Here is a 20,251-nt window from a genome sequence, read left to right on the forward strand (position 1 = left end):
CAACTGGTGGTAGCCAGTGCTGGTGGCGGGGAACTCGTGATCGGCGAGCAGGCGGCCCTCGGCGGTGACGAGGGCGGCGTGGTGGCGGCGTTGATGGGTGTCGACGCCAAGTACTAGCGGTTGCGTGGTGCTCGTGGTTGGGGTCATCGTGGTGATGTCTCCTTCACTGATGTGTGGGATGACCTCACCGGGGCGGGTGGACAGGACAGTGAAGAGTCACGGCCCAGCAGCCAGACTGAACCGTCCTGGGTCGGATGGAGACCTGGTTTAGGCCACCTCCGCTTCGGAGGCGACGGTCTCACGGTAGCGCGTCTCGTACTCGACCGGCGGGCAGTAGCCGATTGCCGAGTGCAACCGTTCGGTGTTGTACCAATGCACCCATGCGGCGGTTTCGCGTTCGACCTCGGCTCGTCCGGTCCAGGATCGCTGGCGGTCGATGAGTTCGCTCTTGTACAACCCGATCGTCGATTCCATCAACGCATTGTCCAGGGCATCGCCAACTGAGCCGATCGAGCCGGCCAGGCCGGAGTCGCGTAGCGCCTCGGTGAAGGCGAACGAGGTGTATTGACTTCCCGCATCGCTGTGATGAATCAAACCTGTTGCAGTAAAGGAGAAGTCGGTCCTTCTTCGGGTGAACAGGGCCTGCTCGAGAGCGCTGGTCACCAGCGGTGTCGTCTTGCTCGTCATCACCCGCCAACCCAGGATCCGTCGCGAGTACACATCGACCAGAAACGCTGTGTAGACGAATCCCGACAGCGTCCAGCAGTAGGTGAAATCCGCCACCCACCACTGGTCCGGACGCGACGGCAGCGACCACTGCCGATCCACTAAATCAGGATGGCGCGGCGCGCGATCATCACGCTGGGTTGTGCTTGTGCGGTGCTTACCGCGCACGACTCCGGTGATGCCGCAGATCTCCATCAGCCGGCCTACCTGATCGCGGCCCATCACCCGGCCCTCACGGCGCATCGTGTGCCACAGTTTACGAACGCCGTACACGCCGCGATTACGCTGAAACGCCTGGTAGACGGTATGAGCGTCGTACGCCTCGGCCATTTGTGTTGCCGAGACCGGACCCGCGTGTTTGCGGGCGTAGTAGGTGGATGGGGCGATCTGCACGCCGTGCTCGGTCAGCACTCGGCAGATCGGGGCGACCCCAAACCGGCCCTTGTGAGCGTCGATGTAGTCGACGATCACCGCAGTCGGCGGTCGACCTCCGCCGCTGCGAAAAACGCCGACGCGGTCCTCAAAATCTCGTTTGCCCTGCGTAATTCGGCGTTCTCCTTGCGAAGCGCAGCCAGTTCGGCGTCCTGTTCGCCCACCGTCGTCGTTCCCCGTGTGGTGACAATCGGCTTATCCTTCTCGATCCAGTTGCGCAACGTTGCCTGGTTGATGTCGAGCAGCGCGCCTACATGCTCGCGGGCGGCGAGTTTCGCGCCGCCGTGCTCGGCGAGGTGGTCGTGATACATCCTCACAGCCCGCTCGCGGGTCTCTGGATCGAACTTCCTTGGTGCAGCCATACCGGCATTCTCCTGGTGAGATCACGGTCTCCACCAGACCCAGGACGGTTCAGACACGGTCCTAATCAGGTCACACCCGCCCCGGCCCTCACAGGTCAGGGTTTCGTAGATGACCGACCGCCGGGACGACAAATCTCGTCCAAGACAGCACCGTCAGCCACGAAGCAGGTCAGACCCAAACACGATCAATCACCCACAACCATTCTCACTGCCACGAAGGCCTGGTGAGGCACCGTCGACCTGATTACCGGTCGACTTCAACCCGACCGGCAGACTTCGATCGACGTCTGCCGGTCGAGTTGAGGTTCGGCAGTCGGGATCCGGGCGCTCCCCAGGGAGCGGACCCTTTCGACCCTCACGACGGCCGGCCGGCCGCAGGTATGTCAGGTGCGAGCGCAGCCTCCCCCTCGCTCCCTGAGGTGCGAGCGCAGCGAGCCTCGAAGGGTCAGCGCATCTCGAACCACTCGACCAGTACGGCCCGGTGAACTGACGAAAAATTCGTCCCCGTGAGCACCATCCGAGGGCATATTGCCCTCGAAAGCCGCTCAGGGGGACGAGATTTTCGCGCCGCCGTGCCGCATTCTCCCGGGTCCCGCTGCGCGGCGATTGATGTCGCGTGCGACGCCATTCCGTACCCGCTCATTCGGCGTCACTCGACCTCGAAGAACTCCGGCCAATACCGCTGCAGGCAGTCCACCGGCTGGCCTTGGCGATTGAACTGCGGCCCGGTGAGTCCGATGGTGAGCGCTCGCGCACGCTCGACCGCCGAGCCGTGCCCCATCGCCCCGCCGGTGTCACCGATGATCGGGAGCAGCGTCGCGACCTGCAGGATCTCCTTGGGCCCCAACCCGTCACGCTGGTAGGCGGTGGCCGCCCAGTTCGCGGCCAGGCAGTCGGCGACCAACTCGCCGTTCTTGCCTTGCGGCAGGCGTCGTTCCGGGATGTCGAAGGCCTCCGCCATGCGGAAGACGACGTTGTGTCCGTACTCGTGGGCGACGACGATGGCGGCGGTGAAGTCGCCGACGATCGGCGACGGCACCCCGAAGACGTTCCCGTCCCAGATGGCGGCGAAGGTGTCGACCGGCAGCACGATGCTGCCCTCGGTCTCCTGCCCCTCACCGTTGGGCTCCTCGTCGACCCCGCAGAAGAAGGCGTTGGCCTCGTCGGACGCTATCCGGTTCGACGCCCCGTCCTCGTCGATGCACTCGGTGGCGAAGGTGGTGCCCGACTCGATGAGGACGCGTCCCGGTGCGGGGTCGCCCCAGCCGAGTTCGCCGAACCAGCCGCCCCAGGTCTGGTCGAGGTCGTCGAGCAGCGTGGTGAGGTACTTCGGTACCGCGGTGTCGACGTTGGACGAGTTCACCCCGCTCGTCATGAGCTCAGCCGAGGGTGTCGCCAGTTCGGGGCAGTCGTCGAGACTGCACCGGGTGGGGTCGGCGTTGCTCGGCGTCGACGACGGGATCCTCGACCGCGACGGCGAACTCGGGGTCGGCGACCCCGGCTCCGAGGACGAAGTCGACGACGGCGCTCGGCTCGACGAGTCGTCGGCGGAGATGAGCGAACATCCGCTCGTCGCGGCGAGCACGGCCACCGCCAGCGGGACGCCCCACCGCATGAGTCGCGAGACACTCCGGCGCTCCACCCGAGCCCCACGTCGATCGATCATTGGGCGAACTTAGCAGGCAACCACCACACTGACCTGCGGTTTGTCATCCGACCGAAGCACGGCCCGGTCGGGCACCGCAGACCGCACCCGATCTGCCACCGGGCGGCCCCGCGGGGCGATGCCCTACCCTTTATCTCCGGGACCGGTCACGGTCCGCGCGATGAATGTCGAGACGCCCGAACGCACCAAGCTGGAGAACAGACCGTGAGTGTTGAAACCGACCCGAATCCGGCCTTCGCCGAGTACGCCCACCCTGAGCGGTTGGTGACCACTCAGTGGCTGTCGGCTCACCTGGGCGCGAAGGGCCTCAAGATCATCGAATCCGATGAGGACGTGTTGCTCTACGACATCGGCCACATCCCCACCGCGCAGAAGATCGACTGGCACCTGCACCTCAACGATCCGGTCACCCGCGATTACATCAACGGTGAGCAGTTCGCAGAACTGATGCGCAGCAAGGGAATCGAGCGCGACGACACCATCGTCATCTACGGCGACAAGTCCAACTGGTGGGCGGCCTACGCACTCTGGGTGTTCACGTTGTTCGGTCATGAGGACGTGCGCCTGCTCGACGGCGGTCGCGACGCGTGGATGGCCGAGGACCGCGACACCTCCTTCGACGTCCCCGAGTACCCGCGGTCGGACTACCCCGTCGTCGAGCGCGACGACACCAAGATCCGCGCCTTCGCCCCGCAGGTCCTCGAGGTGCTCGGCACCGAGCCGCTCGTCGACGTCCGCTCGCCGCAGGAGTACACCGGCGAACGCACCCACATGCCCGACTACCCCGAAGAGGGTGCGCTGCGCGGCGGCCACATCCCCACCGCGGTGTCGATCCCGTGGGCCAAGGCCGCCGCACCGGACGGCCGGTTCCGTTCGCGCGCCGAGCTCGACGAGATCTACGGCGACCTCGACAAGGACACCCCGACCATCGCCTACTGCCGCATCGGCGAGCGGTCCAGCCACACCTGGTTCGTGCTCACCCACCTGTTGGGGTACACCAAGGTTCGCAACTACGACGGATCGTGGACCGAGTGGGGCAACGCGGTGCGCGTGCCCATCGCGGTCGGCGACGAGCCGGGTGCCGCACCCGGCTCCAAGTGAGCCCTGATCGACGATGAGTTTGCCCGCAGCCCTGGCCGAGATCGTCGATGACTTTGCCGCGCTTGGTGATTCGGACAAGATCACCTTGCTCCTGGAGTTCGCCGACGAACTCCCCGACCTCCCTGAGCATCTGCAGCAGGAGGCGATGGAACCGGTACCGGAGTGCCAGTCACCGGTGTTCCTGTCCGTCGACGCCGGTGATCCGGGATCGGTACGCCTGTACTTCACCGCGCCGCGCGAGGCACCGACCACGCGCGGCTTCGCGGCGATCCTGCACCAGGGGCTCGACACCGCCTCGGCACAGGAGATCCTCGACGTCCCGTCGGACTTCTACTACGACCTCGGCCTCGGCAGCGTGGTCAGCATGCTCCGTCTCCGGGGTATGGCGGGCATGCTCGGCCGGATCAAGGCGCAGGTTCGCAATCAGACCTCCGGTTCCGGGTCCGACGCACCCGGGGCATGAAGTTCATCCAGATCCGCGATGAGCCCATCACCCCGGGAGGGCTCGTCGAGTGGACTCCCTATGTCCCCGGCGGACTGGGAGCGTGGGATCACGACTCCCGCCTGACCTCGCACAACCACGAGCAGCACCTACGTGCGGCCTTCGAGTACCGCGTGCAGACGCAGCGCGAGGGCGGCCGCGAGGCGTGGCTTGGTCTGTCGATCGAGTTCGACGAGCCGTTGTCGATCCCGGCGATCCGCTCGGTGCTGACCCAGTGGATCGACCGCCACGAGGTGCTGCGCAGCCATGTGGTGATCAAGGGCACCGGCTTGCAGCGGCTCACCACCGACCCGGGCACCGTGAAACTCAAGATGGGCCGGATCGGCTGGTTCCGCGAGTCCGGGCCGCTCGTCGAACAACTCGGCGGTTCCTTCGACCGTGCCACCGCACCGCTGCACTGGCCCGCCTACCTGTTCGCGACGGTGGGCCGGGCCGATTCGTTCACACTGCTGTTCGCCGCCGACCACTCCCTCGTCGACGGGTACTCGCTGATCATGGCCCAACAGGAGCTGGTCTCGCTGTATCGCGCGGCTCGGGAACACCGCAGCGCCAACCTGCCCGAGGTCGGCAGCTACGTCGACTTCAGCGCCGAGGAACGACGCCTCGCGGACCAGACCGGCGGCGACCATCCGGCGGTGGCCCTGTGGTCGGAGTTCCTGCGCACGGGCGCCGGCGACATGCCCGCCCTGCTGCGCTCACACGCCGATGACGTCGAGAACGCCGACCGCGAGTACCTCGAGGAGACGACGATCCCGCAGGAGTCGCTGTGGGGTGTCATCGCCGACGACGCCACGGCCAATCGCTTCACCGCGATCTGCTCGGAAGCCGGCGGAACGCTGACCGCCGGCATCCTCGCCGCGTTCGCGATGGTCCATCACGAGATGACGGGCGACGCGGACTTCCGCTGTGTGTTGCCCCGCCACACTCGCAACGACACCCAGTGGCTGACGTCCCTGGGCTGGTTCGTCGGCGTCGCACCGTTCTGGGTCGACATGTCCGACTCACCCACGTTCGATCAGGCGGTCGCCCGTTCCACCGCCGTCCTCAAGCGCGGCCGTCAGGGCGCCGCGCTGCCGTTCCTCCGGGTGGCGGAACTGATCGGTCATCAGGGAGAGCCGCGGTTCGTCATCTCGTTCATCGACACCCGCTACGCCCCGGGATCCGGGGCCGCCGACGCCGGGCGCGCGAAGGTGATCCGCAGCCACAGCTACTCGCCGCACGAGGTCTACATCTGGATCAACCGCACACCGTCCGGTTTGCGCTATTCAGCCCGTTTTCCGCGCGAATCCCCTCTTCGCGAGTACGGCGTCGACGAGGCGTCGGCCGACATCACCGTCGTCGGGGCCCCGATGCCTGATGCGTCACCTTTTCCACTTGACGCGGAGGCGAGCGCCATCGACCCGACCATCGGTCCTGTACACGCCTACCTGCACAATTTCGCCGAACTCGTCCGTCGGCTCGGTGATGCGAGCACGTTCTCCGCGGCGTTGTGACCCACGGCTCCACCGAACGTTTGCTCGGTGGGCTAGGGTATTGGCCGGAAGGTCGCGATGCTGGACTCCCGGCGTCGTCCATCGCCCGAGCCGTCCGCATCCCGGTCGACGAGGGTGTACCCCCCGTCTTGACCGTTTGTCCGACAACCGTGTCGCGCGCTAGCCCCGCGCTGCGAACACCTGAGTACGAGTAAGGCCCAGGAGAACAAGTGCCCAGTACCTCTTCCGCAATCAGCAAGGTCCTCATCGCCAACCGTGGCGAGATCGCTGTCCGCGTGATCCGCGCAGCCCGGGATGCGGGCCTCGCGAGCGTCGCCGTGTACGCCGAGCCCGACGCGGACGCACTGTTCGTCAAGCTCGCCGACGAGGCGTTCGCACTGGGCGGCCAGACCTCGGCCGAGTCGTACCTCGTGTTCGACAAGATCCTCGACGCCGCCGCCAAGTCCGGTGCCGACGCGATCCACCCCGGCTACGGCTTCCTGTCCGAGAACGCCGATTTCGCCCAGGCCGTCATCGACGCCGGGCTGATCTGGATCGGACCGTCGCCGCAGTCGATCCGCGACCTCGGTGACAAGGTCACCGCCCGCCACATCGCCCTCAAGGCCGACGCCCCGATGGCACCCGGCACCAAGGACCCGGTCAAGGACGCCGACGAGGTCGTCGCCTTCGCCAAGGAGCACGGCGTGCCCGTCGCCATCAAGGCCGCCTTCGGTGGCGGTGGCCGCGGCATGAAGGTCGCCTACACCATCGAGGAGATCCCCGAGCTGTTCGAGTCGGCGACCCGTGAGGCCGTCGCCGCCTTCGGTCGCGGCGAGTGCTTCGTGGAGCGTTACCTGGACAAGGCCCGCCACGTCGAGGCCCAGGTCATCGCCGACCAGCACGGCAACGTCATCGTCGCCGGCACCCGCGATTGCTCGCTGCAGCGTCGTTTCCAGAAGCTCGTCGAGGAGGCCCCGGCGCCGTTCCTGACCGACGAGCAGCGCACCAAGATCCACGAGTCCGCCAAGGCCATCTGCCGCGAGGCCGGCTACTACGGCGCGGGCACCGTCGAGTTCCTGGTCGGCAACGACGGCCTGGTCTCGTTCCTCGAGGTCAACACCCGTCTGCAGGTCGAGCACCCGGTCACCGAGGAGACCGCCGGCATCGACCTCGTGCGTCAGCAGTTCCGCATCGCCAACGGCGAGAAGCTCGAGCTCACCGAGGACCCGACCCCCCGCGGCCACGCCTTCGAGTTCCGCATCAACGGTGAGGACGCGGGCCGCAACTTCCTGCCGGCCCCCGGCCCCATCTCGGTCTACAAGGAGCCGACCGGCCCCGGCGTGCGCGTCGACTCCGGCGTCGTCGAGGGCGACGTCATCGGCGGCCAGTTCGACTCGATGCTGGCCAAGCTGATCGTCACCGGCGAGACCCGCGAGCAGGCGCTCGAGCGCTCGCGTCGCGCACTCGCCGAGTTCCAGGTCGAGGGTCTGGCCACGGTCATCCCGTTCCACCGCCACATCGTCTCCAACCCCGCCTTCATCGGCGACGGCGAGAAGTTCGACGTCTACACCAAGTGGATCGAGACCGATTGGGAGAACCCGATCGAGCCGTACACCGGTGGACAGCCGATCGAGGAAGACGACGCCGCACCGCGCCAGAAGGTCGTGGTCGAGGTCGGCGGACGCCGCGTCGAGGTCTCGCTGCCGGGCGATCTCGCCCTCGGTGGCGGCGGCTCCACCAACGGTGTCGTCCGCAAGAAGCCGAAGGCACGCTCGCGCAAGAAGGGCGGCGGCGCAGCCGTTTCCGGTGACGCCGTGGCCGCACCGATGCAGGGCACCGTCGTCAAGGTCGCCGTGGAAGAGGGCCAGGAGGTCGCCGCCGGCGATCTGGTCGTCGTCCTCGAGGCCATGAAGATGGAGAACCCGGTCACCGCCCACAAGGACGGCGTCGTCACCGGCCTGTCCGTCGAGGCCGGTGCCGCGGTCACCCAGGGCACCGTGCTGCTCGAGCTGAAGTAAGACACACAGCTCCCCTCGTCGCCTGAGGTGCGAAGGTTCCCCCTCGCTGCCTGAGGTGCGAAGAATTCCTTCGCTGCCTGAGGTGTGAGGAGCGAAAGCGACGAGCCACGAAGGCCTGGTGAGACGAGCTCGCCAGCCCTTCGTGGCTCGCTTCGCTCGCACCTCAGGGAGCAGCGGTCGGCCCCTCGCTCGCACCTCAGGGAGCAGGGTCGGCCCCTCGCTCGCACCTCGGGGAGCGAAGATCGGCCTCCCCGCACCCTGAGTAGCGAGGTCGCAAAGCCCAAACCCGCTCCCTGAGTAGCGAGGTCGCGTAGCCCAAACCCGCTCCCTGAGTAGCGAGCCTGCGAGCGTATCGAAGGGACACCGTGCAACCAGTCGAGATCAACGCCGGGACGTGGTATCTGCGTGCGCTTCGTGCGGACGACCGGATCACCGACGTCCCGGCGTTGTCTCTTCTCGGGGTCGACTCCCCCGCCGACTACGTCGCGTCGGCCAACGCCGACTGGGACGCCGAGACCCGCTTCGTGTGGGCTATCTGCATCCCCACCACCGGCGAGCTCATCGCAGTGATCGGGGTGACCCCGGACGGCTCCTCCGGCGAGCTGTGGGGCCGGGCGCGTGAGGGCTACGACGAGGCGCTCGACGCCGCCACCGCCGCGGTGTCACGCTTCGCCGAGGGGGCGTTGGGTCTGATTGTGGCAGAGCACTTCACACGAACCATCCGCTGAGACCCTCCCCGTGTCACGAGCCCGATTGAGGTCGCACGCGACCTCGTTTCGCCACCGTCGAATCTCCCCGGCTCCCGCGTCGGCATCCTGATGACTTGCTAGCCTGCCCGCATGCCCGAGCCTCCGCCGTTCAGTCCCACGATCACGCTGCTCACGTTGAGCCGGGTCTGGGAGTCCGAGCTCGCGGCCGCACTCAAACCGCTCGGGCTCAACACCCGAAAGTACGGTCTGCTGGGCCACATTCGCGGCACTCCGGGCATCTCGTTCAGCGAACTCGCGCGACGGTCGCGCATCACGGTCCAGAGCGCGCACTCCGCGGTGTCGGGTTTCGTCGAGGCCGGACTCGTCGACGACGGCACCGCGCACGCAGGCAGCGCGTCGAGCCTGCGGATCACTCCGGCGGGCGAGGACATCCTGTCGCGGGCGGCCGGCGAGGTGGCCCGGCTCGACGCCGAGTTCTTCGCGCGCGACCCCGAACTGGCGCAAGCCCTCCGCATCCACATGATGCGGTCCTTCCCGGGGAGCTGACACCCGAGCCGACCTTCAGTTAAACTGAAGGTTGTGAGAGTCCGCCACTACTTGCGCCGGCCGCCGACCGTGTCCGCGACCGAGGCCCTGCAGCTGGTGCACGACGGCGCGCTGGTCGTCGACGTTCGCCGCGACTTCGAATGGAACCGGGTTCACATCCCCGATGCGGTTCACATGCCGCTGGAAGTGCTGCCCGACCGGTGCATCGAGCTACCGGAAGACACCCTCCTGATAGCGTTCTGCACCGGCGGAATCAGATCCGCCGGTGCAGCAAATCTCCTCGTGGAGAACGGTTTCGACGCCGTGAACATGAGCGGCGGCCTGATCGGCTGGCGCGCCGCGGGTGGCGAACTCAGCGAATGAGCCCGCCACCGGTCACCTGAACTAGGCCGTCGCGTTCGCGAACGCGTCGAGGTTGCCGGTCGCCTCGATGTACTCGGTCACCCAGCGTTCGATGACCGCCGAGGTCTTCTCGACCTTCTCGAACTGCCCGACGACCTGGCCGACAGGGTTGAAGGCGACGTCGATGCTCTCGTCGGGATGCTTGTGCGTCGCGGCGACCGCCATGCCGGACACCATGTACTGCAACGGCATTCCCAGCGGATCGGGGTTCTCGGGGTTCTCCCAGGCCTCGGTCCAGTCGTTGCGCAGCATGCGGCACGGCTTGCCGGTGAACGAGCGGCTGCGGACGGTGTCGCGGCTCGACGCATCGATGTAGGTCTGCTGCTGGACGGGGGTGTTCTCCGCTTCCTCGACCATCAGCCACTGCGAACCGCTCCACGCGCCCTGCGCACCGAGTGCGAGTGCGGCCGCGATCTGCTCACCGCTGCCGATACCACCGGCGGCCAGAACCGGCACGGGCGCAACCTCTTTGACGACCTGCGGCCAGAGCACGATCGAACCGACCTCACCGCAGTGGCCGCCGCCCTCGCCGCCCTGGGCGATGATGATGTCGACACCGGCGTCGGCGTGCTTGCGGGCCTGCTTCGGCGAACCGCACAGCGCGGCGACCTTGCGTCCGGCGGCCTGAATCTTCTCGATCATGTCCGTCGGCGGCGTGCCGAGCGCGTTGGCAATCAAGGTGACCTTCGGGTGCTGCAGCGCGATCTCGACCTGCGGCGTAGCGGTCGCCTCGGTCCAGCCGAGCAGCTGCAGCGAGTTGTCGTCGCCGTCGGCGAGCGGCACCCCGTGGTCGAGCAGCAGCTTGCGGCCGAACTCGAGGGTTTCATTGGGGACCATCGACTGGAGCAACTTGGTGAGTTCCTCGGCCGACATGTTCGCGTCCATGCCCTCGTACTTGTTGGGGATCACGATGTCGACGCCGTACGGGTGATCGCCGATGTGCTCGTCGATCCAGTTCAGCTCGATCTCGAGCTGCTCCGGCGTGAAGCCCACCGCGCCGAGCACTCCGTAGCCGCCCGCCTTGCTGACCGCGACCACGACGTCACGACAGTGGGTGAACGCGAAGATCGGGAACTCGATACCGAGCTCATCGCAGATCGGGGTGTGCATACAGACTCCTCGCCAGTGTCAGAATTAGAACGTGTTCTAATCTGGATACCAGGCTGCGCGTCGTCGGACAAGCGTTCCGCGGAACACCCGTCCCGGGACCCAGGGCCGCGGACCGGCGAACCTCGACTCGACTCCCAGACGTCGATCGAGGCCTGCCAGTCGAGATCGAGGTCGACCGGACAACACGACTTCCCATGAGAACTGTCGGACCCCTGCCCTATCCTGCAGATGTCAGGTGGTCCTCCCGGTTCCGGTTTGGCGCCTTCCGCCCCGACTCGGGGCACATTCACCGAGCACGACGCGTGCCATCTCTGCGGCCCACCTCCACCGAAGACTGACCCAGAAAGGACAGCCGACATGACCGAAAGCGTTGCAGCCGAACCGAAGAAGAAGATCCTCTACATTGACATGGACAACACGCTGGTCGATTTCCAATCCGGGATCGACAAACTGAGCGACGCCGAGCGCAACCGCTTCGAAGGCGACCTCGACGACGTCCCCGGCATCTTCTCGCTCATGGACCCGATGCCCGGTGCGATCGAGGCCTACCGCGAGCTCGCCACGATCTTCGACACCTACATCCTGTCCACCGCCCCCTGGGACAACCCCATGGCGTGGACCGAGAAGCTGCTGTGGGTCAAGATGCATCTCGGCCGTGACAAGAAGTCACCCGCCTACAAGCGGGTCATCCTGTCTCACCACAAGAACCTCAATAAAGGCGACTACATCATCGACGACCGGACCATGCGCGGCGTCGATGCTTTCGAGGGCGAGCACATCCACTTCAAGCAGGCCGGCTTCGAGAACTGGGAGAAGGTCGTCGCGTACATGCGCACGAAGGCCTGATCACGGCGGTAGCTCCCGCAACCGGTGCCTCCCGACCTACCTCGAGTCCCTCCGTGCATACGGCGTCCTCGCAGTCTCGGTGTCGCCGTAAATGATCGCCCGTTCGCGGCGCGATTCGGTGATCAGCGTTGCACCCCAGGTCATCACGGTGCCGAGGCGGTTGCGGACGCCGGCGAGGAAGGCGATGTGGATGACGCCCCACGCGACCCAGCCCGGGAACCCCGACATCTGGAACCGTCCCGACTGCACGATGGCGCGACGGCGCGCGATGTAGGCGGCGGTTCCGAGGTCGCGGTACTTGAACGGCGCCCGTTCCTGTTTGCCCGCAACGGTTTCGGCGATGACCTTGCCCGCGTGGTGGCCACCCTGCATGGCGACCTCGGCGACGCCGGCGAGGTCCTTGTACGCCATCATGTCGCCGGCGACGAACACCTCGGGATGGCCGGGGACCGAGAGGTCCGCCTCCACCGGGATCCGGCCCGCCCGGTCCTGTTCGACGCCGAGTGCCGCCGCCAGGGTGCTGGCGAACGGGACGGCCTCGACGCCGGTGGTCCACAGCGTCGTTCGCGCCGGGTACCGGTCCTTGTGCTTGTCGGCCTTGCGGGTGGTCTCCACGTAGTCGTCACCGACGTCGGTCACGTGCACGCCGAGGTGCGTCTCAACGCCGAGGTCGTCGAGAGTCCGTTGGGCACTGGCCGAGAGCCGGGCGTTGAACGACGGCAACACCCGATCCCCGCCGTGCAGCAGCAGGACTCGCGCCTGGGCGGGATCGATGGCGTCGTACTCGCGTTCCAGCGCCCGGGTGGCGAGTTCGCGGATCTGTCCGGCGAGCTCCACTCCCGTCGGCCCGCCGCCGGCGACCGCGAATGTCAGCCAGGAGCGCTGTTCCTCGGGGTCGGTGATGGTCTCGGCCATCTCGAAGGCGGCCATGATCTTGCGGCGGATCGTCAGCGCGTCGTCGAGGGTTTTCATCCCCGGTGCGTACTTCGCGAACTGGTCGTTGCCCCGGTACGCGGTCCGCATCCCGGTCCCGACCACGAGGTAGTCGTAGGGCAGGCGGAACGACGACCGGTCGAGACGGTCGACGACGACCTCCCGCGCCTGCACGTCGATGTCGGCGGCCTCCCCCAGGACGACGTCGAGATTGCGCTGACGCCGGGTCAGGTGCCGGATCGGACTCGAGATCGCACCTTCCGACAGCAAGCCGGTGGCGCATTGGTAGAGCAGCGGCTGGAAGACGTGGCTGGTGCTGCGATCAACCAAGGTCACATCGACCGCGACGTTCCGGAGCCGCCGGACGCAGTGCATCCCCGCGAATCCTGCACCGATGACGACGACTCTGGGTCTCGAGGGGGCCATTCCGCCGATTGTTCCAGACGAATACGGACCCATGGGATTGGTTTGGGCTTCGCGTCGCCGGGTAACCGCGCCGTGTGGAAACCAGGGTTTCTCTCTCGGTCAACGGTGTGGCCCACGACGTCGTCGTCGACACCCGCACCACCCTCCTGGACGGGCTGCGCGACCGTCTCGGCATCTTCTCGCCCAAGAAGGGCTGCGATCACGGCCAGTGCGGCTCGTGCACGGTCCTCGTCGACGGCCGGCGCATCATCAGCTGCCTGTCGTTCGCGGTCAGCTACGAGGGCTCCGAGATCGTCACGGCGGAAGGACTCGCCGAACCCGGCGACCTCCACCCCCTCCAGCAGGCGTTCATCGACCAGGACGCGTTCCAGTGCGGGTACTGCACACCCGGCCAGGTGTGCTCGGCGATCGGCATGCTCGACGAAGCAAAGAACGGGCACCCCAGCCACGCCACCGACGACCTCGACCCCGACGCGGCGGACGAAGCCCTCAGCGACGACGAGATCCGGGAGCGGATGAGCGGCAATCTGTGTCGCTGCGCGGCCTACCCCAACATCGTGGCGGCGATCCGGCAGGCGGCGGAAGGATGATCCCCTTCATTTACGAACGTGCCGACGACGTGGCCGGGGTCGTCGACTATCTCCGCGACCATCCCGGAGCCAAACTGCTCGCCGGCGGCACCAACCTCGTCGACCACATGAAACTCGGTGTCGCCAACCCGCCTGCACTCGTGGACATCTCACGACTCCCCCTGGACCAGATCAGCGAGAACGCCGACGGTTCGCTGCGTCTCGGCGCGACCGCCCGCAACGCCGACACCGCTGCCCATCCCCTGGTCCGACGCCGTTACCCGATCCTCGCCCGCGCGCTGCTGGCGGGCGCTTCACCGCAGCTGCGAAACCTGGCGACCAACGCCGGAAACCTGCTGCAGCGGACGCGATGCGTCTACTTCCAGGACGTCACGACGCCGTGCAACAAGCGCTCACCCGGCAGCGGCTGCTCGGCGATCGGCGGTTACACCCGCCATCATGCGATCCTCGGCACTCCCGACGCCGACGACCCGAACACTTGCGTGGCCACCCACCCCTCGGACATGGCTGTCGCGCTGACCGCCCTGGACGCGCGGATCGTGGTGCAGGGTCCGGACGGCGAACGCGAGCTCGGTGTCCGCGCGCTGTACCGCGACCCCGGCGAACATCCCGACCTCGACACGATCCTCGACCCACACGACGTGATCGTCGCCGTAGACATCCCCGCACCGCCACCCGGATCCGTCTCGACGTACCGCAAGGTCCGCGACCGGGCGTCGTATGCCTTCGCTCTGGTCTCGGTCGGCGCGCAGATCACCATGGACGGGAACACGGCCGACGGGGGCACCATCGGCGAGGCCCGGATCGCCCTGGGCGGCGTCGCGCACAAACCGTGGCGCGCCGAGCGCGCCGAAGCCGTCCTCCGCGGGCGGCAACCGTCGCGCGAATTGTTCACCGAGGCAGCCGATGCCGAACTCGCCGACGCCCGCCCACTGGAGGGGAACGCGTTCAAGGTCCCCCTCGTCCGTCGCACCCTCACCGCCGTCCTCGAGGAGCTGACCCGATGAGCGTCATCGGATCGTCGCCCGCTCCCATCGGTCATGCGCGGATCGACGGCGTCGAAAAGGTCCGCGGCACAGCGCCGTACGCCTATGAACACCTCACCGACGCGACGTACCTGTGGCCGATCACCGCGACCGTCGCCCGCGGCCGGGTGACGTCGATGGACACCGCCGCAGCCGAATCGACCGACGGCGTGGTCGCGGTCCTCACCATCGACAACGCGCCCCGGCTGGCCGACACCTCCGACGGCGATCTCACGATCCTGCAGACGCCGGAGGTCGCCTACCGCGGCCAGCTGATCGGCGCGGTGATCGCCGAATCCCCCGAGATCGCCCGGGAAGCAGCCGCTTCGGTGACCGTGACCTATGACGAGGCACCCCACGACACCGAGTTCCGTGCCGACCATCCCAATCGGTACCGCCCGGAGAAGGTCAACGGCGGATTCGACCCCACCTCCGAGAGCGGCGAACCCGACCGGATCCTCGACGACCCCCCGTCCGGCACGGTGGTGGTCGACGAGTTGTACTCGACACCCGAAGAGCACAACAACCCGATGGAACCACACACCGTGGTCGCAACGTGGGCGCCCGACGAGGAGCTCCTGACCCTGTACGACTCGACGCAGTCGACGCAGGGCGTGGTCTCCGCGTTGGCGCCCGTCCTTGGACTCGAACCCGCACAAATGCGGGTGATTGCACCGCATGTCGGGGGCGGGTTCGGGTCCAAGGGTTCCCCTCATTCGCACGACGTGCTGGCCGCCATGGCCGCGATGCGAGTGCCCGGCCGGGCGGTGAAGTTCGCGGTGACGCGACAGCACATGTTCGCCTACGTCGGCCATCGCGCGCCGACGCGTGCCCGGCTGCGCATCGCCGCGGACGGCGACGGCAACATCACCGCGCTCATCCACGAGGCACACACGCACTCCGCTCACGCGAAGGAGTTCGCCGAGCAGGCCGCCGTGTCATCGCGGATGATGTACACCGCCCGCAACCGGCGCACCGACCACCACGTCGTCCCCCTCGACGTCCCGCCGCCGTTCTGGTTCCGCGCCCCCGGCGAGGCCCCCGGGATGTTCGCGGGCGAGGTCGCGATGGACGAACTCGCCCACGCCGTCGGACTCGACCCGATCGAGCTGCGCGTCCGCAACGAACCCGCCGACGACCCGGAGAGCGGGAAACCGTGGTCGTCGCGGCAGCTCGTCCGATGTCTCCGCGAGGGCGCCGAACGGTTCGGCTGGGACCGTCGCCGCGCCGAGCCCGGCACCACCCGCGACGGACGGCAGCTCATCGGCTACGGCGTCGCGGCGTCGACGTATCCGCACATGGTGAACCCGGACAACGAGGCCTCCATCTCCTATCGGGACGGCCGGTACGCGGTGCGGATCGCGGCCACCGACATCGGCACGGGAGCGTGGACGGCACTGACGCTCATCGCCGCCGATGCGCTCGGGATCGAGCCGGAACAAGTCGACCTGCAGATCGGTGACAGCGCCCTGCCGAGCGGCTCTGTCGCGGGCGGGTCGTCGGGCACATCGTCGTGGGGATCGGCGATCGTCACCGCGGCACAACGATTTCGCACCCGGTTCGGCGACGCTCCGGCCGACGGCGCAGAGGTCAGCGCCGAGACCGACGAGAACCCCGATCTGAAGAAATTCCGGATCGCCTCGTTCGGTGCCCACTTCGTCGAGGTCCGCGTCGACGTCGACACCGGCGAGATCCGCATCCCCCGCATGCTCGGGGTGTTCTCGATCGGGCGCGCCATCAATCCGCGCACGGTGCGGTCCCAGCTCATCGGGGGGATGACGTTCGGCATCTCGATGGCACTGCTCGAGGAGAGCGTCCGCGATCCGCGCTTCGGGCACGTCGTCACCCAGGATCTCGCCGAGTACCACGTCCCCGTGCACGCCGACATCGCCGACGTCGACGCCGTCTGGCTCGACGATCCCGACGAACACGCGACGCCGATGGGATCGCGCGGCGCCGGTGAGATCGGCATCGTCGGCAGTGCGGCGGCCGTCGTCAACGCGGTGTACAACGCAACCGGCGTGCGCGTCCGGGACCTGCCCGTGCACCTCGACGACCTGCTCGAGGGTTTACCGGACCAGTGAGTCAGCCGACTCCGGGATAGGTCGACCAGCCCGGTACCGCGGGCGACACCGGCCACGGCTCGTCGGCCTGGGCGGGAAGCCAATGCGGCATCCCCACCTGTCGCGTTGCCGCGCAAGCCTTCTGGTCGGCGGTCGGGGTGGGGTACAGGGCAGAGAAGTCGTATCGCGAGGTGTACCAGCCGCCGAAGACGTCGGTCTCCGGCGTCCGCTGGCCGCCCCGCGGAGCCGCCGGCGGCCGGTCCCCGGTGCGTCGGATGTCGATCTCCACGGGACGCGACGTATCATACCCGACCGCCCACGTCCCATCGCTTTCCACCGACCGATATCCCTGGCGGCACAGCACGATTCGCGTCCAGTCAGCGTCGTCGACGCGTCGCAGTCCGGTGTAGAAGGCGGTGCCGACCTGGCGTCGGGCCGCGGAGACCTCGGACGGGTAAGCGGTGACCATCTGATCGATGTTCGACGGCGAGGCCTCGATGAACCCCGGGTAGCCCCATTCGACCGACGCCCCGGCGTTGGCGAGCTCGAACGACTCGACGAAGGCGCGGACGAAGGTGCCCTCCGCGGACTGGGGGTCGAGCACCGGTGTGGCCGACCAGCGGAAAGTGGTGTCGAAACCGGGCGGGAGGTGGGAATCCTGAGCGGCGGGGCGATCGGACGTCGCCTGCTCCGGCGATCCCGCGCACGCGGCCAGTGCGAGACCCGCGGCCAGCGCGGCGACCATCGCGACGATTCGACGGCGGTGTCCTCGCGCCACGTGATCACCTTCTTCGACGGTGATGGTCTTCGACGGGCCCGGTGTGCGCCGGCTCTGGCTGTACCGACGCGGGCTCTGTCTGCACCCTATGCACGGACGATCGCCAGAAGCGGGATCCGCGTGCACCGGAAAGGCGACGAGAAGGTCTCGAAATGGGCACGCCGGCGGGAGCGGCTCATTCCCTGGTGTCGATGTCCTGCCCCGTGGCCAGGTCGCCGCATTCGACGCAGGTCACCTGGTGATCTCGCAGGTACCGCTGCGCACCCACATCTCCGTGGATGACCTCGAGTGCGGGACCGAGATGGTCTGCGCCGATGTACACCGGATGTCCCCGCCGGCCGTCGAAGACGGCACGTACCAGATTGCCGCGCCGCCCTCCGGATGCCTCGACGATGCGACGTACGACGCCGGGTCCGACGTCGGGGGTGTCGACCACGGTGAGCACCACTCCGACCACCCCGGGCCGGCGCTTCGCCCAGTCGAGCGCCGCCGACACGGACGCGCCGATACCGTCGGCCCAGTCGTCCACGACGAGCGCGGTGATACCGGCGGGCGGCTCGACGATCGCAGCCCCCATCGCGACCGCGATGTCCGCGCACCCACCGGCCCGTAGCGCGTCGGTCGCGGTCTCCAGCCAGCGGCCGTCGTGGGCGAGGATCTTGGGCATCCCGTACCGACTGCCGGCGCCCGCGGCGAGCACCACACCGAGAATCTCACCGATCTCGCTGTCCTCACCTGACGCCGTCACCGTTCCATCTTCCCAATCCCAGGAGCCGTTGGTGAATCGGCGGTCCTCGAGCGGACCTCCTAGGCTGTACGCGTGCGCCCAGACGAAGACCTCGACCCCGGCGGACGAGGACAGCTCGACCGCTTCAACGATCTCACCACCGACGCGTGCGTCAAGCGTTTGCTCGCCTGCTGCAGCTCGCTCACCTGGGCCCAACGCGTCGCGGAAGAGCGCCCCTTCGCCGATCCACAAGTACTGTTGGATCGGGCCGACGACCTACTGGTCGAGCTGGCCGAGACCGACATCGACCAGGCTCTCGCCGGGCATCCCCGGATCGGCGACCGGCCCGACAACGCCTCGTCGGCCCGTGAACAGTCCGGGGTGTCCGGCGCGGACACAGCGGTCATCGACGAACTGAAGAAGTACAACGCGGCCTACGAGGACAAGTTCGGCCACGTCTACCTGGTGTTCGCCAACGGCCGCCCCGCGGACGAGCTGCTGGGAATCCTGAAGGAACGCATGGGCAACGATCCCGCAACCGAACGCCGCGTGCTGCGCGGCGAGCTGGCGAAGATCAACCGCAGCCGCCTGATCCGTATGCTGAACACACCAGACGTCGACGAGGGAGCCTCCGCATGACCGGCCTGTCCACCCATGTCCTCGACGCCACGTCGGGCTCCCCTGCCGTCGGCGTCGAGGTGTCCCTGCAGGACGCATCGGGCACCGAATTGGCTTCAGGCACCACCGATTCGGACGGACGCATCGGCAAGGTCAACACCGAAGCCCTCGTCCCCGGCATCTATCACCTGGTCTTCGACACCGGGAACTGGTTCGCCGACAACGACATCAAGGCGTTCTACCCGGAGATCGACATCTGCTTCGAGGTCGACGACGCCGACCGCCACTATCACGTCCCGGTGCTGCTGAGCCCGTTCGCGTATTCGACCTACCGCGGTAGCTGACCCGGATGCCGGCCCACGACGACGTGGCCGCGCTGCTCGGGGCGGGCGCGGCGCGGATCGTCGTCGGCATCACCGGCCCGCCGGGCGCGGGCAAGACGACACTCGCACGGTCCGTCGTCGACGACTTCACCTCGACACTGGGCCCCGACGCGGTGGGCTATGTCCCGATGGACGGCTATCACCTGTCGAACGCCATACTCGATCGGCTCGGCCGTCGCGACCGCAAGGGTGCGCCGGACACCTTCGACGTCGCGGGATTCGTTGCCACACTTCGACGCATCGCCGACGGCTGCGACACGGTGTACGCGCCCGACTTCGACCACGCCACCGGAGAGCCGATCGCGGCGTCGCTCACCGTGCCCGCCACTGCCCGACTGGTGGTCGTCGAGGGCAACTACCTCGGCCTCGACCAACCCGGGTGGCGCGACGTGTGCCCACTCCTGGACCGCTTGATCTACGTCGACGCCGACGACGCCACCCGACGCGAACGCCTGCTCCGCCGGCACATCGAAGCCGGGAAGAGCGAAGCCGAGGCCCGCGCATGGATCGCCACCGTCGACGCCCCCAACGCGGAACTGATCGCCACGACGCGGTCACGGGCTGACACGATCATCGCCTGAGCGCTCACGACTTCCGTTCCCGCTCACCCAGTTTCGGTGAGCGGGAACGGAACCCGTGAGCGAAACCGCGGAAGGGGCCGAAGGTCAGCCGATCTCGATGAGCAGATCCCCCGGCGACACCTGGGTGACCGGGCCGATCGCGACGCGCGTGACCTTGCCGCCGACGGGTGCGGTGATGGCCGCCTCCATCTTCATCGCCTCGATGGTGCCGATCTCTTATACACATMTCCGAGC

At 67.6% G+C, this 20,251-nt stretch carries 21 protein-coding genes, 1 pseudogene and 1 other annotated feature; of the genes and pseudogenes, 14 read left to right on the forward strand and 8 right to left on the reverse strand.

What is annotated here, in order from left to right:
• Positions 1 to 267: 267 nt before the first annotated feature.
• The 3 genes from LQD00_RS02540 to LQD00_RS02550 form a co-directional block, all read right to left on the reverse strand.
• Positions 268 to 1,520 (reverse strand): IS3 family transposase gene (locus LQD00_RS02540; RefSeq protein WP_232715536.1). Its coding sequence is split into 2 segments (ribosomal slippage): positions 268 to 1,226 and positions 1,226 to 1,520, totalling 1,254 coding nucleotides; the frame shifts between segments, so codons are not numbered across the junction.
• Positions 1,105 to 1,236: a sequence feature (AL1L pseudoknot), on the reverse strand. Its footprint overlaps the gene before it by 132 nt.
• A gap of 649 nt (positions 1,521 to 2,169) precedes the next feature.
• Positions 2,170 to 2,895: a neutral zinc metallopeptidase gene (locus LQD00_RS02545; RefSeq protein ID WP_232715537.1), complete on the reverse strand. Its 726-nt coding sequence runs from the start codon at positions 2,893 to 2,895 to the stop codon at positions 2,170 to 2,172.
• Positions 2,896 to 2,899: 4 nt separating this feature from the next.
• A complete protein-coding gene (locus LQD00_RS02550) occupies positions 2,900 to 3,130 on the reverse strand; it encodes a hypothetical protein (RefSeq protein ID WP_232715538.1) in 231 nt (76 codons plus the stop codon).
• 260 nt (positions 3,131 to 3,390) lie between these two features.
• On the opposite strand from LQD00_RS02550, the gene LQD00_RS02555 reads away from it, so the two are divergent.
• The 7 genes from LQD00_RS02555 to LQD00_RS02585 all read left to right on the forward strand — a co-directional run bounded on the left by LQD00_RS02555 (position 3,391) and on the right by LQD00_RS02585 (position 9,898).
• Positions 3,391 to 4,287, forward strand: a complete 897-nt coding sequence (locus LQD00_RS02555) for a sulfurtransferase (protein WP_232715539.1) — start codon at positions 3,391 to 3,393, stop codon at positions 4,285 to 4,287.
• Positions 4,288 to 4,300: 13 nt separating this feature from the next.
• Complete coding sequence (locus tag LQD00_RS02560; RefSeq protein WP_006865882.1) at positions 4,301 to 4,750, forward strand: SufE family protein; 450 nt, start codon at positions 4,301 to 4,303, stop codon at positions 4,748 to 4,750.
• Positions 4,747 to 6,282 (forward strand): condensation domain-containing protein, encoded by a 1,536-nt coding sequence (locus tag LQD00_RS02565; RefSeq protein WP_232715540.1) that lies wholly within the window; start codon positions 4,747 to 4,749, stop codon positions 6,280 to 6,282. The genes LQD00_RS02560 and LQD00_RS02565 overlap by 4 nt, the downstream gene beginning before the upstream one ends.
• A gap of 209 nt (positions 6,283 to 6,491) precedes the next feature.
• Complete coding sequence (locus LQD00_RS02570; RefSeq protein WP_232715541.1) at positions 6,492 to 8,279, forward strand: acetyl/propionyl/methylcrotonyl-CoA carboxylase subunit alpha; 1,788 nt, start codon at positions 6,492 to 6,494, stop codon at positions 8,277 to 8,279.
• Between the two features lie 365 nt (positions 8,280 to 8,644).
• Complete coding sequence (locus tag LQD00_RS02575) at positions 8,645 to 9,007, forward strand: GNAT family N-acetyltransferase (protein ID WP_232715542.1); 363 nt, start codon at positions 8,645 to 8,647, stop codon at positions 9,005 to 9,007.
• A 111-nt stretch (positions 9,008 to 9,118) separates the two neighbouring features.
• Positions 9,119 to 9,535, forward strand: a complete 417-nt coding sequence (locus LQD00_RS02580) for a MarR family winged helix-turn-helix transcriptional regulator (protein WP_232715543.1) — start codon at positions 9,119 to 9,121, stop codon at positions 9,533 to 9,535.
• 33 nt (positions 9,536 to 9,568) lie between these two features.
• Positions 9,569 to 9,898 carry a rhodanese-like domain-containing protein gene (locus LQD00_RS02585; protein ID WP_006865887.1) on the forward strand — a complete coding sequence of 110 codons (330 nt, stop codon included), beginning with the start codon at positions 9,569 to 9,571 and terminating at the stop codon, positions 9,896 to 9,898.
• Positions 9,899 to 9,919: 21 nt separating this feature from the next.
• On the opposite strand, the gene LQD00_RS02590 is transcribed toward LQD00_RS02585, so the two are convergent.
• Positions 9,920 to 11,047: a nitronate monooxygenase gene (locus tag LQD00_RS02590; RefSeq protein WP_232715544.1), complete on the reverse strand. Its 1,128-nt coding sequence runs from the start codon at positions 11,045 to 11,047 to the stop codon at positions 9,920 to 9,922.
• 357 nt (positions 11,048 to 11,404) lie between these two features.
• On the opposite strand from LQD00_RS02590, the gene LQD00_RS02595 reads away from it, so the two are divergent.
• The gene (locus tag LQD00_RS02595) at positions 11,405 to 11,893 is read left to right on the forward strand and encodes a 5' nucleotidase, NT5C type (RefSeq protein WP_232715545.1); all 489 of its coding nucleotides are present in this window, start codon (positions 11,405 to 11,407) and stop codon (positions 11,891 to 11,893) included.
• 36 nt (positions 11,894 to 11,929) lie between these two features.
• Here LQD00_RS02595 and LQD00_RS02600 read toward each other — a convergent pair whose 3' ends face one another.
• On the reverse strand, positions 11,930 to 13,252 hold the full coding sequence (locus LQD00_RS02600) for an NAD(P)/FAD-dependent oxidoreductase (protein WP_232715546.1): 1,323 nt from the start codon (positions 13,250 to 13,252) through the stop codon (positions 11,930 to 11,932).
• A gap of 74 nt (positions 13,253 to 13,326) precedes the next feature.
• Between LQD00_RS02600 and LQD00_RS02605 the strand changes: the two genes are divergently transcribed.
• Genes LQD00_RS02605 through LQD00_RS02615 form a run of 3 tightly spaced genes read left to right on the forward strand, consistent with a single transcriptional unit; the run spans position 13,327 to position 16,951 of the window.
• On the forward strand, positions 13,327 to 13,842 hold the full coding sequence (locus tag LQD00_RS02605) for a (2Fe-2S)-binding protein (RefSeq protein ID WP_232715547.1): 516 nt from the start codon (positions 13,327 to 13,329) through the stop codon (positions 13,840 to 13,842).
• Positions 13,839 to 14,849, forward strand: coding sequence for an FAD binding domain-containing protein (locus LQD00_RS02610; protein WP_232715548.1), 1,011 nt, complete (start codon positions 13,839 to 13,841; stop codon positions 14,847 to 14,849). Before LQD00_RS02605 ends, LQD00_RS02610 begins: the two co-directional genes overlap by 4 nt.
• Entirely contained in the window at positions 14,846 to 16,951 is a 2,106-nt protein-coding gene (locus tag LQD00_RS02615) for a xanthine dehydrogenase family protein molybdopterin-binding subunit (protein ID WP_232715549.1), read from the forward strand. Before LQD00_RS02610 ends, LQD00_RS02615 begins: the two co-directional genes overlap by 4 nt.
• Position 16,952: 1 nt before the next feature.
• On the opposite strand, the gene LQD00_RS02620 is transcribed toward LQD00_RS02615, so the two are convergent.
• Both LQD00_RS02620 and LQD00_RS02625 read right to left on the reverse strand, forming a co-directional pair.
• On the reverse strand, positions 16,953 to 17,675 hold the full coding sequence (locus LQD00_RS02620) for a hypothetical protein (protein WP_232715553.1): 723 nt from the start codon (positions 17,673 to 17,675) through the stop codon (positions 16,953 to 16,955).
• Positions 17,676 to 17,883: 208 nt separating this feature from the next.
• Positions 17,884 to 18,456, reverse strand: coding sequence for a nucleotidyltransferase family protein (locus LQD00_RS02625; protein WP_232715550.1), 573 nt, complete (start codon positions 18,454 to 18,456; stop codon positions 17,884 to 17,886).
• 72 nt (positions 18,457 to 18,528) lie between these two features.
• On the opposite strand from LQD00_RS02625, the gene uraD reads away from it, so the two are divergent.
• From uraD to LQD00_RS02640, 3 genes are read left to right on the forward strand one after another with little or no spacing between them, the layout of a single operon-like run.
• Entirely contained in the window at positions 18,529 to 19,074 is a 546-nt protein-coding gene (gene uraD / locus LQD00_RS02630; RefSeq protein ID WP_232715551.1) for a 2-oxo-4-hydroxy-4-carboxy-5-ureidoimidazoline decarboxylase, read from the forward strand.
• Positions 19,071 to 19,397, forward strand: a complete 327-nt coding sequence (uraH, locus tag LQD00_RS02635) for a hydroxyisourate hydrolase (RefSeq protein ID WP_154882841.1) — start codon at positions 19,071 to 19,073, stop codon at positions 19,395 to 19,397. The genes uraD and uraH overlap by 4 nt, the downstream gene beginning before the upstream one ends.
• A gap of 5 nt (positions 19,398 to 19,402) precedes the next feature.
• Entirely contained in the window at positions 19,403 to 20,017 is a 615-nt protein-coding gene (locus LQD00_RS02640; protein ID WP_232715552.1) for a nucleoside/nucleotide kinase family protein, read from the forward strand.
• Positions 20,018 to 20,101: 84 nt separating this feature from the next.
• Here the strand turns inward: LQD00_RS02640 and LQD00_RS22710 are convergent.
• A pseudogene (locus LQD00_RS22710) lies at positions 20,102 to 20,230 on the reverse strand (biotin/lipoyl-containing protein); the annotation flags it as partial.
• Positions 20,231 to 20,251: the final 21 nt, after the last annotated feature.

Source organism: Gordonia metallireducens (genome assembly GCF_021245825.1).
Classification (GTDB): Bacteria; Actinomycetota; Actinomycetes; order Mycobacteriales; family Mycobacteriaceae; genus Gordonia; species Gordonia namibiensis.

Coding starts and splice junctions, on each gene's coding strand:
- LQD00_RS02545 (WP_232715537.1), bottom strand. CDS start 2,895: ATGACGAGCGGGGTGAACTCGTCCAACGTCGACACCGCGGTACCGAAG.
- LQD00_RS02560 (WP_006865882.1), top strand. CDS start 4,301: ATGAGTTTGCCCGCAGCCCTGGCCGAGATCGTCGATGACTTTGCCGCG.
- LQD00_RS02565 (WP_232715540.1), top strand. CDS start 4,747: ATGAAGTTCATCCAGATCCGCGATGAGCCCATCACCCCGGGAGGGCTC.
- LQD00_RS02580 (WP_232715543.1), top strand. CDS start 9,119: ATGCCCGAGCCTCCGCCGTTCAGTCCCACGATCACGCTGCTCACGTTG.
- LQD00_RS02590 (WP_232715544.1), bottom strand. CDS start 11,047: ATGCACACCCCGATCTGCGATGAGCTCGGTATCGAGTTCCCGATCTTC.
- LQD00_RS02595 (WP_232715545.1), top strand. CDS start 11,405: ATGACCGAAAGCGTTGCAGCCGAACCGAAGAAGAAGATCCTCTACATT.
- LQD00_RS02600 (WP_232715546.1), bottom strand. CDS start 13,252: ATGGCCCCCTCGAGACCCAGAGTCGTCGTCATCGGTGCAGGATTCGCG.
- LQD00_RS02610 (WP_232715548.1), top strand. CDS start 13,839: ATGATCCCCTTCATTTACGAACGTGCCGACGACGTGGCCGGGGTCGTC.
- LQD00_RS02615 (WP_232715549.1), top strand. CDS start 14,846: ATGAGCGTCATCGGATCGTCGCCCGCTCCCATCGGTCATGCGCGGATC.
- LQD00_RS02620 (WP_232715553.1), bottom strand. CDS start 17,675: ATGGTCGCCGCGCTGGCCGCGGGTCTCGCACTGGCCGCGTGCGCGGGA.
- uraH (WP_154882841.1), top strand. CDS start 19,071: ATGACCGGCCTGTCCACCCATGTCCTCGACGCCACGTCGGGCTCCCCT.
- LQD00_RS02640 (WP_232715552.1), top strand. CDS start 19,403: ATGCCGGCCCACGACGACGTGGCCGCGCTGCTCGGGGCGGGCGCGGCG.